This is a genomic window from Demequina sp. NBRC 110051 (assembly GCF_002090055.1).
Classification (GTDB): domain Bacteria; phylum Actinomycetota; class Actinomycetes; order Actinomycetales; family Demequinaceae; genus Demequina.
The window spans coordinates 96,938-114,537 of record NZ_BBRH01000006.1; the positions used below are offsets into that span (position 1 = coordinate 96,938).

At 70.2% G+C, this 17,600-nt stretch carries 14 protein-coding genes; 5 read left to right on the plus strand and 9 right to left on the minus strand.

Annotated features, from left to right (window positions below; translation table 11 throughout):
- Positions 1 to 95 precede the first annotated feature (95 nt).
- The 8 genes from B7K20_RS00400 to B7K20_RS00435 all read right to left on the minus strand — a co-directional run bounded on the left by B7K20_RS00400 (position 96) and on the right by B7K20_RS00435 (position 9,639).
- Positions 96 to 1,340: a Bcr/CflA family efflux MFS transporter gene (locus tag B7K20_RS00400; protein ID WP_159449265.1), complete on the minus strand. Its 1,245-nt coding sequence runs from the start codon at positions 1,338 to 1,340 to the stop codon at positions 96 to 98.
- A complete protein-coding gene (locus tag B7K20_RS00405) occupies positions 1,337 to 2,383 on the minus strand; it encodes an oligopeptide/dipeptide ABC transporter ATP-binding protein (RefSeq protein ID WP_371327853.1) in 1,047 nt (348 codons plus the stop codon). The genes B7K20_RS00400 and B7K20_RS00405 overlap by 4 nt, the downstream gene beginning before the upstream one ends.
- Complete coding sequence (locus B7K20_RS00410; protein ID WP_084099537.1) at positions 2,380 to 4,335, minus strand: dipeptide/oligopeptide/nickel ABC transporter permease/ATP-binding protein; 1,956 nt, start codon at positions 4,333 to 4,335, stop codon at positions 2,380 to 2,382. The genes B7K20_RS00405 and B7K20_RS00410 overlap by 4 nt, the downstream gene beginning before the upstream one ends.
- Positions 4,332 to 5,270: an ABC transporter permease gene (locus B7K20_RS00415; RefSeq protein WP_084099538.1), complete on the minus strand. Its 939-nt coding sequence runs from the start codon at positions 5,268 to 5,270 to the stop codon at positions 4,332 to 4,334. The genes B7K20_RS00410 and B7K20_RS00415 overlap by 4 nt, the downstream gene beginning before the upstream one ends.
- A 65-nt stretch (positions 5,271 to 5,335) precedes the next feature.
- Positions 5,336 to 6,961, minus strand: a complete 1,626-nt coding sequence (locus B7K20_RS00420) for an ABC transporter substrate-binding protein (protein WP_084099539.1) — start codon at positions 6,959 to 6,961, stop codon at positions 5,336 to 5,338.
- 127 nt (positions 6,962 to 7,088) lie between these two features.
- Positions 7,089 to 7,646 carry a carboxymuconolactone decarboxylase family protein gene (locus B7K20_RS00425; protein WP_084099540.1) on the minus strand — a complete coding sequence of 186 codons (558 nt, stop codon included), beginning with the start codon at positions 7,644 to 7,646 and terminating at the stop codon, positions 7,089 to 7,091.
- The gene (locus B7K20_RS00430) at positions 7,643 to 8,554 is read right to left on the minus strand and encodes an aldo/keto reductase (protein ID WP_084099541.1); all 912 of its coding nucleotides are present in this window, start codon (positions 8,552 to 8,554) and stop codon (positions 7,643 to 7,645) included. Before B7K20_RS00430 ends, B7K20_RS00425 begins: the two co-directional genes overlap by 4 nt.
- Positions 8,551 to 9,639: a hypothetical protein gene (locus B7K20_RS00435; protein WP_084099542.1), complete on the minus strand. Its 1,089-nt coding sequence runs from the start codon at positions 9,637 to 9,639 to the stop codon at positions 8,551 to 8,553. Before B7K20_RS00435 ends, B7K20_RS00430 begins: the two co-directional genes overlap by 4 nt.
- Before the next feature lie 168 nt (positions 9,640 to 9,807).
- Between B7K20_RS00435 and B7K20_RS00440 the strand changes: the two genes are divergently transcribed.
- Positions 9,808 to 10,686 (plus strand): LysR family transcriptional regulator, encoded by an 879-nt coding sequence (locus tag B7K20_RS00440; protein ID WP_144018442.1) that lies wholly within the window; start codon positions 9,808 to 9,810, stop codon positions 10,684 to 10,686.
- Here B7K20_RS00440 and B7K20_RS00445 read toward each other — a convergent pair.
- Positions 10,673 to 11,170, minus strand: a complete 498-nt coding sequence (locus tag B7K20_RS00445) for a MarR family transcriptional regulator (RefSeq protein ID WP_084099544.1) — start codon at positions 11,168 to 11,170, stop codon at positions 10,673 to 10,675. The two genes, B7K20_RS00440 and B7K20_RS00445, sit on opposite strands and share 14 nt — an antisense overlap.
- 340 nt (positions 11,171 to 11,510) lie before the next feature.
- Here B7K20_RS00445 and B7K20_RS00450 point away from each other — a divergent pair, with 340 nt between their 5' ends.
- From B7K20_RS00450 to B7K20_RS00465, 4 genes are all read left to right on the plus strand, one after another.
- Positions 11,511 to 12,557 (plus strand): amidohydrolase family protein, encoded by a 1,047-nt coding sequence (locus tag B7K20_RS00450; protein WP_084099545.1) that lies wholly within the window; start codon positions 11,511 to 11,513, stop codon positions 12,555 to 12,557.
- Between the two features lie 532 nt (positions 12,558 to 13,089).
- The gene (locus tag B7K20_RS00455) at positions 13,090 to 14,661 is read left to right on the plus strand and encodes an ABC transporter substrate-binding protein (protein WP_084099546.1); all 1,572 of its coding nucleotides are present in this window, start codon (positions 13,090 to 13,092) and stop codon (positions 14,659 to 14,661) included.
- A gap of 98 nt (positions 14,662 to 14,759) precedes the next feature.
- Complete coding sequence (locus B7K20_RS00460) at positions 14,760 to 15,704, plus strand: ABC transporter permease (protein WP_084099547.1); 945 nt, start codon at positions 14,760 to 14,762, stop codon at positions 15,702 to 15,704.
- Positions 15,701 to 17,599: a dipeptide/oligopeptide/nickel ABC transporter permease/ATP-binding protein gene (locus B7K20_RS00465; protein WP_159449266.1), complete on the plus strand. Its 1,899-nt coding sequence runs from the start codon at positions 15,701 to 15,703 to the stop codon at positions 17,597 to 17,599. Before B7K20_RS00460 ends, B7K20_RS00465 begins: the two co-directional genes overlap by 4 nt.
- Position 17,600: the final 1 nt, after the last annotated feature.

Sequence of the window (17,600 nt, forward strand, 5' to 3'; positions counted from 1 at the left end):
GGTCGGGGACAGACCAGCCGTGAAGCGTGACGCGAGCCTACGTGAAATCGTGTGCGATTTCAAGTGTGATGAGGTCGGTGAGGGGGTCATGGCGATTAACGCTCCTGCTCGATGGCGAGATCGGGGGAGGCCGGCGCCTGGGCCGCGGCCGCACGGCGAAGGGCGGGGGCCACGAGCATAAGCGCGAGCAGCGCGGCGGTCGCGGCGGCCACGGCGATGGCTGTGGTCATGGAGGCGGCGCTCACGTGCGCGCGCGAGAACAGCGGCACCAGGAGGGGGCCGGGGATCGTTCCCGCGACCCCGAGCAGGCTCGCGGCGGTCGCCGCGCGCGGGGCGTGGGCGCCGAGCGCGAGGGAGGGGCCCGTGGCCAGCATGGTCGCGAGGCACGCCTGGCATAGGGCGAGGGCGGCCACGATGAGGGGGAGGCCGATTCCCACCCGTGTGACGAGGGCGAGCGTCACCGCCACGCCGGCCCACACGCAGACCGCCGCCACGAAGAGCCGGCCGGGGCCGGTGTGGGTCACGGCCACGCGGGTGGCCTGGGCGCCCGCGAGGCCCGCCGCGGCGATGGTGGCGAACGCGATGGAGAACTGGGTCTCGCTCGCGCCCAGGTCGGTCTGGAAGGCGAAGGTCGACATATTGAGGTACGCGAAGAGGCCCACCGATGCGGCCGCGATGACCAGCAGCACGGAGCGAAACACCGGGTCGGTCGCGAGCGCCCGCGCGGCGTGGGCGGGGTGTTCGCGGCGGGCCGCACCAGTGGAGGCCTCGGGCACTCCCACCACCAGCACGGCGGCGACGATGGCGACGCCGATGGCGGTGAGGACCCAGAAGATCCCGCGCCAGTCCATGATCCGTGCGAGCTGGCCGCCCACCACGGGTGCGACCACGGGGGCCAGGGTGGTGATGGACGCGAGCAGGGCGAGCAGCCGGGCGAGCGCGGCGCCGCTCGCAAGGTCGCGCGCGATCGCCATGGCGATGACCACGCCGCCCGCGCCGCACAGGCCCTGGAGGGTGCGTGCCACGATGAGCGCGCCGGCCGTGGGGGCGAGGGCGCACGCGGCGGACATCGCCACGTACCCGCAGGTCGCCGCGAGCAGGGGTCCGCGCCTGCCGTAGCGGTCGCTCACCGGTCCGTAGACCAGCTGGCCCAGACCCAGGGCCACGAAACACACCGACATGGTCAGCTGCGCCGTCTGCTCGGAGACCTCCAGATCCTGGGCCAGGCGGGGCAGGCTCGGCAGGTACAGGTCCATGGACAGCGGGCCGAACATCGACAGGGTCGCCAGCAGGGCGACCAGCGCCGGACGCGGGGATCCTCCGCCCGCCCCTGTGTTCACGCGAGCAGGCCGCGCTCGCGGATGTCCTCCGCGAGGAAGCATGCCGCGGCGCTGTCGCCCACGGGCGCGAGCGTGGGCTCGGCGGTCGCGCAGCGGTCCACGGCGAACGGGCAGCGGTGCGCGAAGCGGCAGCCGTGGTCGGGGCGCGGCGCGCCAGAGCCGGCGTTGCCGGCCTCGAGCCGCAGTTCGCGGCGGGCGCGCTGCTGGTCGGGGTCGGGCACGGGCGCGGACGCGAGCAGGGCCCGCGTGTAGGGGTGGGCGGGGGACTCGGCCACCACGTGAGCGGGGCCTCGCTCGACCACGGCGCCCGCGTACAGGACCACCATCTCGTCGCACAGGTGGCGCACCACCGTGAGGTCGTGAGAGATGAACAGGTACGACAGCCCGCGCCGCTCGCGCAGGTCCAGCAGCACGTTGAGGATCTGGGCCTGGATGGACAGGTCCAGCGCGCTCGTGGGCTCGTCGCACACGATGAACTCGGGGTTCATGACGAGCGCGCGGGCGATGGCCAGGCGTTGGCGCTGCCCGCCCGAGAACTGGGCGGGGTAGCGCTCGGCGCACGAGGCGGGCATGCCCACGTCGTCGAGCGCACGCAGCAGCCGCTCCTCGATCTCTTGCTTGCCCAGCTTGAGGTTATGGCGCAGCGCCTCGGTGACGGTGTCGCCCACCGTGACGGCGGGGTTCATCGAGCCGAAGGGGTCCTGAAAGACCGCCTGCATGCGCCGCGCGTGGAGGCGGCGCTCGGAACGGCTCGCGTGGGTGATGTCCGTGCCCGCATAGGTCACGGTGCCCGAGGTGACCGGCGTGAGGCCCAGGATGGCGGAGCCGATGGTGGACTTGCCGCTGCCGGACTCCCCGACCAGGCCGATGGATCGGCCCCGCGGGACGTCGAGGCTCACGCCGCGGACGGCGTCGACGGGGGTGGAACGGCGGCCGGGGCGGCGGTACTGGACGTGCAGGTCGCGCACGCTCAGCAGCGGTGCGGAGGGGTCGCCCTGCGGCGCCTGGGGGCGGGATGCGGGCGCGTGGTCGGGGGCGATCACAGCGTCACCTCCTGTCGGGTCAAGGGGTGGTGGCAGCGCACCGCGCGGCTGGAGTCGGAGCCGTCGGCGAGCGCGATGGCTCCCGTGCGGCAGTCGTCCTTGACGAATGGGCAGCGGCTTTGGAAGTGGCAGCCCTGCGGCCACTGCGGCGGAGGCGGCACCGCCCCGTCGAGGGCGGGCAGCGGAGCGCCCGGGCGGGCCTGGTGCGGGTCGCACGCGAGCAGCGCGGCCGTGTAGGGGTGCTCGGGTCCGTGCACCAGTGCGCGCAGGTCGGCGGTCTCGACCACCTGCCCGGCGTACATCACGGCGGCCCTGTCGCACAGGTCGGCGAGGACTCCCCAGTTGTGGGTGATGAGTAGCACGCCCAGCCCGTCGGCCTGCAGGTCACGCAGCAGGGCGAGGATGTCCGCCTGCACGGTGACGTCGAGAGCGGTGGTGGGCTCGTCGGCGATCACCAGGACGGGGTCGGCGGCGAGGGCAGCGGCGATGCCCACGCGCTGGGCCATGCCGCCGGACAGCTGGTGCGGGTAGCTCTTGGCGACCCGCTCGACGTCGGGCAGCTTGACCTTCTCCAGCAGCGTCAGGGCGTGCTGCCAGGCGGCGCGGCGCGACATGGGGCGGTGCGAGCGCACGGCCTCGGCCACCTGCCAGCCGACGGTGAAGGACGGGTCGAGGCTCGAGATGGGGTCCTGCGAGATCCAGCCGATGCGGCCGCCGCGCAGGCGTCGTAGCGCCGCCTTGTTCATGGTTGCGACGTCGGTGCCTTCGACGGTGACGGAGCCCGACGTGATGCGGCCGCCCGCGGGTAGCAGGCCCAGAATGGACAGCGCCGTCATGGTCTTGCCCGAGCCGCTCTCGCCCACCAGGCCCATCGCCTCGCCGGGCTGAATGTCGAACGACACGTCGCGGATGATGTCGGTGGGGACGCCGTCGATCGGCAGCGTCACGGTCAGCGAGCGCACGGACAGCAGCGCGTGAGGATCCGCGGCGGCCGATGCGCGGGCTGCGCCAGCGTTGTCGGCGCCGCCCGCGACCGGGGTCGCCTCGGCGGTCGCGCTCGCACCCGCGTTCGCCTTCGCGCCGCCGCGCGGCGCGCGCACCTTGGCGGCCGGCGGCGTGTAGCGCTCGGCGAGGGTGTCGCGCACGCCGTCGGCGAGCAGGTTCACCGACATGATGAACGTGATGATGATGGCGCCCGAGGGAATGAGCAGCCACGGGTGGATACCCAGGTTGCGCGAGGCCTCAGCGACCAGGCTGCCCCACGAGGCGTTCTGGGTGCCGAGCCCCAGGAAGCCCAGGCCCGTCTCCATGAGCACCGCGCCGGCGGTGAACACCGAGGCCTGCACCAGGATGGTGCCGGACACCCGCGGGAGCACGTGGCGCAGCACGATGACCCGGTCACGAATGCCGGAGGCGACCGCGGCCTTGACGTACAGCTCGTTGCGGATGCCCAGGGTGGCCGAGCGCACCACGCGGGCGAGGCCAGGGGCGCCCAGCAGGCCGAACACGGCCATCGCGGCAAACTCGTTGCCGGGGAAGATCGCGAGGACCACCAGCAGCACGATCATGACGGGGACCGCGAAGACCAGGTCCGCGGTCTTGAGGACCACCTGGTCAAAGCGGCCGCCGCGGTAGCCGGCGAGCATGCCGGCGGGCACGCCCGCGAGGATGAAGGTGGCGCCGGCGATGAGCGCCGCGATGAGGGTGACGCGGCCGCCGTACATCATCCGGCTGAGCACGTCGCGGCCCAGTTCGCCGGTGCCGAGCCAGTGAGCGGAGCTGGGGCCCTGCAGCGCCGCGGTGAGGTCCTGCGCGTCGGGCTCGTAGGGCGCGAGCACGCCGGCGAACACCGTCGCGATCACGATGATGGCGAGGACGATGAGCGACGCGGCCGACATCGGCTTGGACAGCAGCGAGCGGAGGAAGCCGCGGGAGGAGGCGGTGGTGGTCATGCGCGTGCCTTCGGGTTGACGAGTGCGTAGGTGAGCTCGATGGCGAGGTTCACGACCATGACGATCATCGTGAAGACCACGGCGAGGCCCTGGATGGTGGGGATGTCGTGGCTGGACGTCGCGTTGACCGCGAGGCCTCCCAGCCCGGGAATGACGAACACGGTCTCGGCGAGCACGGTGCCGCCCAGCAGCACCACGGCGACGATGCCGAGCACTGTGAGGACCGGCGACGCGGCGTTGCGCAGCGCGTGGCGGAAGATGACGGAGCGCTCGCGCACGCCCCGCGCGCGCAGCACCTTGATGTAGTCCTTGCCCATCTCGGTGAGCATGCCGTCGCGGGTCTGCTTGGCGACCGGCGCGGCAGAGGGGATGCCGAGCGCGAGCAGCGGCAGGACGAGCGACTGGAGCCAGCCGGTGACCGACTCGGACGGCATGATGTAGCCCGTCGCGGGGAACCATCGCAGCTGCACCGCGAAGACGGTCACGAGCACCAGTGCGAACCAGAATCCGGGGATCGCCATACCGATGAGTGCGACGACGTCGACCGCCTTGCCCAACCATCCGCCGCGCAGCGCGCTCGTGACGCCGAACGCGACGCCCAGCACCGCGGCGACGATGACGGCGCCGACGATGAGCGATGCGGTGATGCCGATCCTCGCCCCGATCTGCTCGGTGACGGGCAGGCCGTTGACGACGGAGACGCCCAGGTCGCCGTGCAGGGCCCCGGTGAGCCACGTCCAGTAGCGCACCGGCAGCGGCTCGTCGAAGCCCAGTTCCGTGTTGAGGGCGTCGACCTGCTCCTGGGTGGCGTTGATGCCGAGGATGGCGCGCGCGGCGTTGCCCGGCACCAGGCTCGACAGGACGAACGTGATGACGGAGACGCCGAAGAGCACGGGTAGGGCTGTCAGCAGCCAACGGATGATGATTTTCGACATCGTCGTCGTTCCTTCCGGAAAGGGGGATGCCCGGCGGGCGCCGTTCAGGCGCCCGCCGGACGGTGTTACGAGGCGGGGTACCAGGCGAGCGGGCTCGCGAACGGCGAACCCGCGCTGGTCTCGACGCCGCCGATGCTGTCGGTGGCGAAGTACATCACCGGCGCCCAGGCCACCGGAGCGAACCACGCGTTCTCCAGCAGGTAGTCCTCGATCTGCACGTCGAGATCGGCCTGCGTGGCCGGGTCGGCCGATGCCGCCTGGAGCCACAGGTCGTTGAGCTCCTCGGACTCGGTGCCGAAGCCGTTGAAGAAGTTCGAGCTGGGCAGGAAGAGGTCCAGGCCCTGCTGGTAGATGGGGTTGGCGTCGTAGCCTCCGACGAACGCGCCGAACGACTTGTCGGTCGCGCCCTCCGAGTAGGCGGCGATGTCGGTCTTCACGTCCGTGGTGACCGTGATGCCCACCTCGGCCAGCTGGCCCTTGATGGCCTCACCCATCTGCTCGAAGCCCGCGAACACGGCGGTCATGACGGGAAGCTCGAAGCCGTCCGCGTAGCCCGCCTCGGCCAGCAACTCACGCGCCTTGTCGGGGTCGTAGGCGTACAGGTCGGCGTTGGCCTCCGAGTAGCCGTCGGCGCCTTCAATGGCGGTCTGGAACGTCGGGATGCCGTACTCGCCGAGCAGCGCCGTGGTGACGGTCTCGCGGTCGATCGCGTAGTTGATCGCCTGACGGACGCGGACGTCGCCCAGCGCGGGCACGGTCTCGCCGTCCCTGTCGATGAGGAACAGGCCGGTCATGATGCCGGGGTTGGCGATGACCGACAGGCCGCTGGACTGGGCCTGGGCGGCGAGGCTGCCATCTCCCTTGAACATCATGATCTGGTCGGTGGTCGCGGCGTTGAGCGCAGCCTGCTTGTCGGCGAAGATGCGGATCTCGACGGAGTCCCAGTGCTGCTGCTCGGGGTCGTAGTAGTCGGGGTTCGCCTCGTACACGTAGTGGTCGCCCGGCACGCTCTCCTCGGGCACGTACACGTACGGGCCCGCACCGTGGGTGTCTGACGCGAGGTCGAGCGCTGCGGGGTCCGCGAGGCCCTGGGGGCTGATGATCTGGCCGATCGGGTACTGCTGGGTGAGGAGCTTGGGCAGCATCGGGTTGGGCGTCTCGACGGTGATGGCGAAGGTGAGGTCGCCCGTCGCCTCGAACGTCGCGTCCTCGAGGAAGTGCGCGTGGTTACCCTGAGCGTCGCGAGAGTATTCGAGCGAGGCGACCACGGCATCGGCCGTCACGGGATCGCCGTCCGAGAACGTCATGCCCTCGCGCAGTGTCACGTCGAGCTCCTTGTTCTCGCCGCCCACGAACTCCCACGACTCGGCCAGACGGGGCTCCACCTCACCCTGGGGGGTCAGGTAGAACAGCGGGTCATACGCGAGCATCGTGAAGTCGGTGTAGGCGCGGTCGAGCGTGCCGGGGTCGAGCGATGGCGGGGCCTGCTGCTCGGCGAATACCAGCTCGCCGCCCTGGGTCATCTCGCCGCCGGCAGCGGAGACGTCCGCGGACGCCTCCGGGTCGGCCTGCGAGCCGCATGCCGCGAGTGCGAGGGCCGCGACGCCCACCGTCGCGGCGAACGCCGGACGCAGGAACGGGCGGGTGGTCGTCGAGGCGCTTGCCTCGCGTGACTTGAGTGTGGGGAACACGTCAGCCTCCTTGCTGAGTGGACAACATCATGATGGGGATCTGGTGCGGCATGTGACCGAAGGGACGATTTCCCTCCTGACGGGCCCTCCGGCGCCGCGGTGGTGGGGGGGTGAGCAGGCCGGGGGTTTAGGGCCTGACGGGTGGGGTGTCGGGGAAGGGCCAGGGGGTGGATTCCTCCATGCCCGCCTGGAAGGTGTTGAGGGCCCAGGCGCTCATCGAGAAGCTGCCAAAGCAGCCGATGAGGTCCATCAGCCCCTCGTCGCCCAAGACCTCGCGGGCCTCGGCAAACAGCGCGTCGGGGACGGCGTGGGTGACCAGGAGGGCCTGCGAGAAGCGCCAGGCGACGTCCTCGTCGGCCGCGTCGAAGCCGGGCTCGTCGCCACGCGCGAGGCGGTCGAGCGCCTCCCGGGGCACGCCCGCCTCGATCGCGTCGTCGTAGTGGGCCCACCAGGCGAACGGGGAGCGCCAGTGGCGGCCGACGAGGAGCACGCTGAGTTCACGCACCCGCTTCGAGAGCTTCGACTCGTGGCGGCAATAGGCGCCGAGCGGCTCGACGTGCGCCGCGAGACCGAGGCTCTGGGCCCACAGCCAAAACGGCGGCGGGGGAACGACGTCGGCGCCAAGTACCTGGGCCGCGAGGTCGACGGCCTCGGGGCTGAGCTCGGTGATGGACAGGTCTCTCATCGTGCAACTCCTTCGCGTGACTCGACCAGGGCATCCCAGACGAGCGGGTGATGTGACAGTTCGACGGCGTCGAGGGCGTCGCGCCAGTGGGCGTCGCTGGTGGTGCCGATGGACGCCCACGTGCGGCCGTGGTGCAGCAGCCACGCAAGCGCCACGACGGCGGGGCGCGTGCCGATGGCGGTGGCGACGGTGCGGACCGCCTCACGGCGCCGGCGCGAGACCGCGGTGTCGTACGGGTCGTCCGCGCGCTCGTCGTTCTCGTCCCTGCCGAAGAACCCTCCGGCGTTCGCGGACCAGCTGAGCAGCGGCAGGCGGTGCGCGGCCACCGTGTCGAGGATCTCGGGCCTCGCCGCGAGTGCCCCGCCCGGCATGAGCGAGGCCTCGGGCTCAGCGAGGCTGCGGTGGTAGCTCGCGAGCAGCACGTGACCGCGAGCGTGCATCTGCTCGGCCAGTGCCGCCAGGCGGCCGGCCTCCCAGCTCGAGGCGCCCACGCTCATGGCCATGCCGTCGTCGAGCAGCTCGGCGAGGGTGTCGGCGATCTCCTCGACGGGCCGCTCGGGATCGTCGCAGTGCAGCATCAGTACGGTCAGGGCTTCCACGCCGAGCGAATCGAGCGCGCCTTCGGCGTCGCGGCGAAGGTTCTCGCGCGACAGGGGGATGTCCACGCCGCGCTCGCCGTGGCCCAGCTTCATGACGACGTCCACGGCGCCGGGGGCTCCGGCCAGGTAACGCCCGAGCGCCTCCATGCCGCGACCGCCCGCGTACGTGTACCCGGTCTCCACGCACCGGCCGCCCGCGGCGGCGAACGCCTCGATGCGGCGCGCGGTGTCCGCGGCCGGCTCGACGCCGAACGGGCCGCCCAGTACCAGGGGAAGCGACCCCAGCAGGGTCGTGGGGTCGGTGGTCACGCCGTCACCACCTCGGGCGGGGTCATCCCGTCCAGGACGTCGAGGGCGCGCACGCTCTCACCGGTCGCGGGGTCGCGGCGGAAGTGGCGGATGAAGTCCCAGATGAAGATGGGGTGGGACGCGGTCTCGGCGTGGGGCAGGCCCACGCCCGCGATGAAGCGGGCCACCGGGTAGCCCTCGTCGCCCAGGAACTCGCCACACACCCAGTCCATGCCCTCGCGGCGCAGGTGGGAGGTGCGGTGGAACTCGAAGCCGAAGGCCCGCTCCGCGGGGTCGTCGGAGGTGGCGACGATCTCTTGCGAGCGCTCGAGGGTGAGGGGGGTGAAGTCGCGCACCTTCGCGATGCCGCGCATCCAGATGTTGAAGTTCTCGATGTGCTCGCTCTCGCGCAGCGGGTACACGTCGCCGCCGTCCATGGTGCCCGCGACGCAGACGATGGGAAGGCGCACGGCGGCGTTGTTCACGTACGAGCTGGGGTCGCTGTACCAGCGGCCCTTCGCGAACAGGTTGCCGCCGGGGCTCGGCGAGGCCGCCGCAAGCGTGGCGGGGTGGGCGCACGCCAGGACGCCCGTGGCATCGGAGCCTGCCGAGTAGCCGACGGCATAGATGCGCGACGTGTCGATCGGGTACCCGGCCTCGCGCATCTGCGTGACGATGCGGGGGAACTCGGTCTCGACCAGGTCGTTCGAGGGGCCGCCGTTCCAGGGGTAGACCACGATGAGGTTCTCGCGTGCCGCGAGGGCGGCCCAGCCGTTGGTCTCGGCGCGGTTGATGGGCTCCTTGCCGCCGTGGGACGAGTAGACGAGCGCGTACTCGTGGCCGGGGGCCAGGTCGAGGGGAGTGAAGACCGCGTAGCGGCCCTCGCCGTCCGCCTCGAAGAGTTCCTTGCGCACGCCCTGGCGCTTCCAGTAGTCGACCACCTCGGGGTGCATCGGGTCGTCCTGGTGGGCCAAGTAGATCGCCTTCATCCGCGCGATGGACTTGGCGACGGGGGAGGCGTCAAAGGCCTCCTGGTCGAAGCCGGGCAGCGCCCAGGCCGCCTTCGGTCCGCCTTTGGGACCCCCCTTGGGCACGTACTGAACCATGCGTGTCGCCTTCCGTGAAGCATAGGAGGGGGCCTCGTGCCCCTTCGCACGGTGCGATGCTAGGTTCGCGCCGAAACGGCGAGCAAACCGCTTTTTGGCGCGATCATTTCGGATTGTGCATTGATAGGCTCAAGGTGTCGGGGCCGCCGTGGGAGAGGTCGGGTTGACGTGAGGATCGAGTACCTCGAGGAGTTCGTGGACCTTGCCGCCACGCTGAGCTTCACCGAGACCGCGGAGCGCCTGGCCGTGAGCGAGCCGTCGCTGTCGCGTCACATCAAGAGCCTCGAAGAGGAGATCGGCGAAACGCTGTTCGAGCGCACCTCGCGCCGCGTCAAGCTCTCGGCCGAGGGGGACAGGCTGCTGCCGTATGCGCGCGCCGTGGTGGAGCAGTGGGACGACTACCGCGCCGGGCTGAGGCTCACCAGGGCGGCGCAGCGCTCCGCCGTAGGAATCGTCACCAACTACTACATCGCGGACCTGGTCGCCCAGTTCTGTGCGTCGCATCCTGACATTCGGGTGCGGCCCGCGACTGAGCGGGCCGTGAGCTCGCACGTGGCCTCGATCCTGGAGCGTGGCGAGGCGCACTTCGTGGTCGCGACCGATCCGGTGGGGCTGCCCGATCACGTCTCGCGCCTGGTCCTCGCGCACGACGCGTACGTGGTGGGCCTTCCTCGCGGGCACCGCCTCGCGGGTAAGAAGGCGATCTCCGCGAGCGATCTCGCGGACGAGCCGTTTATCTCCTTCCCGCCCGGCTCCGACGGGGACCAGCGGCTCAAGGAGGTGTGCCGCGCGGCGGGGTTCGAGCCCCGCGTGATCTTCTCTGCCGATGTGGGCTCCTCGATCGCCCAGTTTGTGCGCGACGGCATTGGCGTGACGCTGGTGAGGCGCGAGACGATCGCGAAGATGCACACCGAGGGTGTGGCCTACGTGGAGCTCGACCCGCCGGAGCGCATCGAGGTGCTGCTGTGCTGGGACGGCCGGCGCCCGCTCGCCGCGGCCGCGCGGACCTTCCTGGACTCGGTGACGGAGATGGTCACGGCGTCGTAGAGGCAGTCTCACCCTCACCTCGGTCACCGTGCAGGAGGTCGCCGGCGCGCTCGAGGGCGGGAACCGCCGCGGCCAGCGCGGCGCGCTCCTCGGTCGAGAGCTGGACGAAGGCGCGGTCCATCGCGACCGCGAGGCCCGAGTGAAACGACCGCTCCGCCGCCGCGCCGCGAGCGGTGGTCGAGATGAGCACCGAGCGGCCGTCCTGAGGCGTGCGGCGGCGCTCCACCAGGCCGCCCTGTTCCAGGCGCCGGACGGTGTCGCTCGCGAGGGGGCGGGAGACGGAGAGTTCGGCGGCGATCGCGGCGGGGGTGATGCCCTTCGCGCCGGCCCTCGCGATGATGCGCAGGGTGCGCACCTGGGCCGGAGTGAGGGAGGGGAGCAACGCCTGGTCCCGCGCCGCCTCGGTGGCGTGGCGCCAGAGCGCCCCGACGGCCTCGATGACGGCGACCGCATCGGGATGCGGGGTGTGAGCTGCGGTGGTCACGCGATCCTCCCTGGGTGCCCCGGCGCGAAACGTGTGCGCGATGGCGAGAAATATGGTTAACCTTGGTTCACTATATTGGTCGCGCCGATGGATGGCGCCGCCCCGAGTGGTTCTCTTCCACGGGCACAGTCGCCCGTGGAGGCCGGCGCCATGGGGCGACCCACAGGTTCGATCTGGCGACGAGGACGTCGGGAGGTGAAGCGATGAAGAAGGCAGCAGCGCCGGTGCGTCGGGCTCGCCGCGCCCGCCCCGTGCACCCGGGCCGGGGGCTCGCCCCGCCTGTGAGCGCGCTCCGCCCGCATCCCCTTCTCACCCCTTTGACCGTTCAGGAGACACGACCATGACCGTCGTCGATATCAACATTCACCACCTGCCCGAGGACCTGTTCGACAACGAGCAGACCCTCAACGGCTTTCTCTCGACCGCCCCGCGCGGGTTCGGCGAGATCGCCACCGTCAAGACCATGGATGACGGCCGCCGCCAGCTCATCCTCGAAAAGCCCGCGGGCTACCAGAACCTCAACTATGTCGAGGGCGACTACAACGTGGACGCCAAGCTCGCCGCGATGGACGACGCCGGGGTCGACTACGGCATCATGCGCGTGCCGGTGTGGCAGGAGTGGCTGCGCCTGGACACCTGCAAGATCGTGAACGACAACGCGCACGAGATCGTGAAGCGCTCGGGCGGCCGCCTGTTCTCGACGGCCTGCGTGCCGCCGTGGGGTGGCAAGGAAAACATCGACGAGCTGAAGCGCTGCCTGGACAACGGCGCGGTCGCCGTGCAGCTCGCGTGCCACTACGGCCAGCTCTACCTCGACGACGAGGCCTTCGCGCCCTACCTCGACGCGATCAACGAGCTGAACGTGCCCGTGATCGTGCACCACACCCCGCTGCCCGTCGAGTGGCGCTCGGTCATCGACTACACCAACCTGCGCCGCGAGTACGGTCGCATTGTCGACCAGGCCACGGCCGTGGGCCGCGAGCTCTTCTCCGGCATGTTCGACCGCTGGCCCAACCTGAAGTTCACCCACACGATGTTCGGCGGCAACTGGTTCGCCAACACCGCGCTCATGACGCCGCACGCCACGCACAAGAAGGAGGCGATGCAGCGCCTCGACCCCACCGGCGGCGATGCGATCAAGAAGTACCTCGACAACAACATCTTCTTCGACATGACCCACCCGCACTCGTGGGGCAAGGAGCAGGTCGAGGCCGCGATCAAGATCAACGGCGCCGACCACTACATGTTCGGCTCGTCGTTCCCCGTCTTCTACTCGTGGATGAGCCAGGGCGTGGAGTTCCTGAAGAACGAGATCGAGGTCGACGACGAGACCCGCGAGAAGATCCTGTGGAAGAACGCCAAGGAGATGTTCAACCTCCCCATCTGATCTCGTCACGCCACCCCCTCCGACAGTACGAACCGGTAGTAGCCCCGACACGCCGGCCGGGTGCCCCTCAGGGATGCTCGGACCGGCGTGTCGGCGCGTGATCCGGTTCACACCGTCGGAAGAGCAGGGGCCGATGCCGGATCGTTATCAAAATCTGGGCCAAAAGTCCTACACGATCTTGCATGCGATGGGGATATCGCATACGATTTCGAGCCACGAGGGAGTCGGTTCAAAGCGGAGCCGGCGGAGGAGGATTCGCATGAAGCGAGTGCAGCGGCCATCGGTGGCCCCGCTCCCGGGACGTGCGTCAATGCCCTCGTCTATCGCTCGCGGCGCCAGCCGTGGAGCACGACCGGTTTCGCAGCGCCGCCAGCTCGGAGTGCGTGTCAGCGTTGTCGCCGGAACGGGAGCCCAGTCGAGTCTGACCGGGTAAACCATCAGGGCCGTTCCGCCCCGGAGATCCCGGATCAGGACCGCGGCCCACGGCCCCACCAGTCCCCCATGTTCGCAGGCGCAAGGAGGCGCCAGAACCATGAAGAGATACTCACGATTCGCGCGGACCGCCGCACCGATCGCGGCCTTGACCCTGATGCTCGCCGCCTGTACCTCCGACGAGGGTGAGGAAGGCACCAGCTCCGAGCCCACCACGTCGAGCTCCGGCGAGTCGACCGGCGCCGCAACCTCCGGCCAGGTCGCGGGCTCCGTCCTCACCGTCAACTGGGGTGGCTTCCCCGAGAACTGGACCCCCGGTGCCGAGATGGAAGCCGGCTTCATGCGGGTTCCCTACGAGAACCTGGTCGTCAAGGACGCCGCCGGCACCATCCAGCCCTACCTGGTGACCGCGTGGGAGCAGGACGACTCGTCCCTCACGCTGACCCTGCGCGACGACGTCACCTTCCACGACGGCACTCCCTTCAACGCGGAGGCCGTCAAGGTCAACATCGAGACCGTGCAGAACACCCCCGGGCCCTACGCCGGCACGTTCTCCTCGGTGACCTCGATCGACGTGGACGACGAGTACATGGTGACGCTCAACCTGTCCGAGCCCACCCCGTCGCTGCTGACCGCCATGGCCACCCGCGCGCTGCCCATCGCCTCGCCCACCGCCATCGCGGACGGCTCCATCGCCACCACCCCGGTGGGCACCGGCCCGTGGATGTACGACGAGGCCGCGTCGGTGACCGGCACGCGCATGTCGTTCGGCCCCAACGCCGACTACTGGGGTGACCTGCCCGGCTTCGAGACCATCCAGCTGGTCGCGATCGATGACGACACCGCGGCATCGGCCGCCCTCGCCAACGGCGAGATCGACGTCACCGACACCGAGGCGAACCAGCTGAGCACCCTCGACTCGGCCGGCAACATCTCCCACCTCGCCTACCCGGCGCTGCGCAACAACCCGATGTTCTTCGACCGTGGCCCCGGCGGCATGTTCGAGGACGTCGAGGTGCGCCAGGCGTTCTGCTACGCGCTCGACACGGTGACGCTGTCGGAGATCGAGACCGACTGGAAGCCCATGTCGCAGCACTTCGTGGAGGGCGAGTCCGGCTACAACGCTGACATCGTCGGCTACGAGAACGACGTGGCGATGGCGCAGGAGCTCTACGACGGCGCGGGCAACCCGCCGGTGGACGCCGAGATGATGTCGACCGTCTTCAACACGACCCAGATGCAGCTCTACGCGGACCAGGTGAGCGAGATCGGCATGACCGTCTCCGTCACCGAGGCCCCGCCGCCGCAGTACTTCTCCGAGTGGAACTCGGGCGCGTACCCGCTGGGCCTGGGCTCGAATGACGAGCAGACCGCGTACGACTGGTACAAGGCCTGGTTCGCGGCCGATGCCCCTGGTAACCCGTCGGGTGTGGAGTCCGACGCGCTCAAGGCGGCCGCCGACGCGGCCATCGCCGCGGGCACCTCAGCCGAGGCCGACGCCCTGTGGGGCGAGGTCACCAAGGTCATCTCCGACGAGGCCCTCACCTGCGCTCACGTCGCCGGTGACGAGTTGGTCGCGTGGAACGACGACACCGTCAGCGGTGCCGCGGCCCCCACGGAGACCTGGGAGACCAACCTGATCAACTACCGCGACCTGCGTCCGGTGGAGTGATCCTTCGCTAGGCAGTCGGCGCGGTCCGCGGCTCACGCCGCGGACCGCACCGCAGCACCACCCCCCTCACCCCTACAACGACGTAAGGACGGATCACCTTGGGCAAGCTCGTCGCCTACAGGCTCGCGTTCACGCTCCCGCAGCTGCTGATCGTGAGCCTGCTGGTGTTCTCCCTGACCTTCCTGGTCCCCGGCAGCCCCGCCGCCGCCATCCTTGGCGACGCGGCGACTCCGGAGGCCATCGCGCAGGTTGAGGCTCAACTGGGACTCGATCAGCCGTTCTTCACCCAACTCGGGACCTATTTCTCGGGCCTGTTGCACGGCGACCTGGGCACCTCGATGCGGCTCGGCATCCCGGTGACGGACCTCCTCGCCGACCGCGTGGGCGCCACGCTCTCCCTGGTCGCGGGTGGCATGGTCGTCTCGCTGATCCTCGGCATCGCCGCGGGCGTCTACACCGGCACCCGGCCCGGCACCATCCAGGACCGCGTCATCACCGGCGGCACCGTGGTGGGCCTCGCGATCCCCGAGTTCTGGATGGGCCTCATCCTCACCTCGGTGTTTGCGATCCAGCTGGGCTGGATCCCCATCCTCGCGTGGACCCCCATCACGGACGACCCGCTGATGTGGCTGCGCGGCCTCATCCTGCCCTCGCTCGCGCTGGGCATCACCGGCGGCGCGATGATCGCCCGCCAGACCCGCGCGGCCATGGTCAAGGCGATGGCGTCCGAGTACGTCGACACCCTCACCGCCGCGGGCGTGCCCCGGCGCACCATCATCCTTCGCTACGGCATCAAGAACGCCCTGGTCCCCGTGCTCGCCTCTGCCGGCGTGACCTTCGCGATCCTGATCGGCGTCAGCTTTGTCATCGAGGCGGTCTTCTCGGTGCCAGGCGTGGGCGGACTCATGCTCACCTCCGTCATCGGCCAGGACTTCCCCGTCGTCCAAGGTGTCGTGCTCGTCACCGCGATCATCGTGGTCGCCGTGAACCTGCTGCTCGACGTCTGTTACGGACTCATCAACCCCCAAGCGAGGCCCCAGTGAGTACCCAGGTCAGCGCCGTCACCGTCGGCGATCCCGCCGCCTCCTCCCCGTCGGGCAAGCAGGCGTCGAGCGCGGTCCAGGCCGTCAAGCGCCTGGCCACGCAGCCCTCGACCCTCATCGCGATCGTCATCATCGCGATCGTGGTGATCTGCGCGGTGTTCGCGCCGCTCATCGCCCCCTACCCGCCGGACCAGACGGACACCTCGGCGTCCATGTCTGGCCCCACGGCGGCGCACTGGCTGGGCGCGGACACCCTGGGCCGCGACCTGTTTAGCCAGCTCATCTACGGCGCCCGCACGGCGCTGATCGTGGCCGTCGGCTCCGTCGCGCTCGCGATGCTGATCGGCATCCCGATGGGCCTCATCCTGGGCTACAAGGGCGGCTGGTACGACCGCCTGGGCTCGCGCATCATGGACATGGCCGATGCCCTGCCCGGCCTCATGGTCGGCTTTGTGGTCATCGCGATCCTGGGCCGCGGCATCGGCATCCTGATCTTCGCGATCGGGCTGATCTTCTGCATGAACTTCGCCCGCATCGCCCGCGCCATCACGCTGGGTGAGCGCAAGAAGCTCTACGTGGACTCCGCGACCGTGGTGGGCCACAGCAATACCCAGATCATCTTCCGCCAGGTCCTGCCCAACCTCGCCGGCCCCATGGCGGTGCAGGGAGCGGTGTTCCTCGGCTCAGCGATCAAGCTCGAGGCGGCGCTGTCGTTCCTCGGCCTGGGCCTCAGCGACGACCAGCCCTCGTGGGGCGGCATGCTCCGCTTCGCGGCGGAGAACCAGGCCGATCACGGCTGGATGGTCATCGCCCCCGGCCTCGCGATCGTGCTCACCGTGCTCGCGTTCAACCTGCTGGGCGACGGCATCAACGACGCCCTCTCGGGCCGGCGCCACTCCCGTATGAAGCGCTCGCTGATCGGCAAGAAGGTCGTCGTCCAGGCGGCCGATGCGCCCGCCGGCGCCCGTACCGACGTCGCCTCCCGTACGGCGACAGTCCCTACGGACACGGCCCGTACGGCGCCAGCGTCGCCGGCGGCCGCCCCCGCGGTGGTGACGGAAACCGCCGAGCCGGCCACGGCATCGGCCGTCCTCAATCTGTGCGACCTCACCGTGGTGGCCGACCGTCCCGACGGCGGGACCACCACGCTGGTCAACGCCGCGAACCTGCACGTCAACAAGGGCGAGATTCTCGGCATCCTGGGCGAGTCCGGCTCGGGCAAGTCGATGATCGCGAAGTCCGCGCTGGGGCTGCTGCCCGCGGGCGTGAGGCTCGAGTCCGGCCAGGTGCTGCTGAACGGCAAGGATCTCGCGGCCGGCTCGCAGAAGGATCACCATGCGGTGCTGGGCGGCCAGCTGGGCGTGGTGTTCCAGAACCCGCAGGCCAACCTCTCCCCGGTGCACACCGTGGGCCGCCAGATGACGCAGGTACTGCAGGCGCATCACTCGATGTCACGGGCCGCCGCGAAGGCCCGCGCCGCGGAGCTGCTGGACCTGGTGGGGGTCGACGAGGCGCCCCGCCGCCTCACCCAGTACCCGTACCAGTTCTCAGGCGGCATGGCGCAGCGCGTGGCCATCGGCCTGGCGCTCGCAGGAGAGCCCGAAGTGCTCATCGCCGACGAGGCCACGAGCGCCCTCGACGTCACCACGCAGGCGCAGGTCCTCGACCTGCTGCTGAACCTGCGCGAGGAGATGGGCATGGCGATCATCGCCATCACCCACGACCTGGGCGTGGCGGCGGAGATCTGCGACCGCGTGGCCGTCGTCTACCACGGCGACGTGGTCGAGACCGCGCCGGTGACCGAGATCTTCGACCACCCCGGCCACGAATACACCGCCCGCCTGCTCGCGTCCCACCCGGCCGCGCAGGACCGCAACCACACGCTGGAGGTGTGAG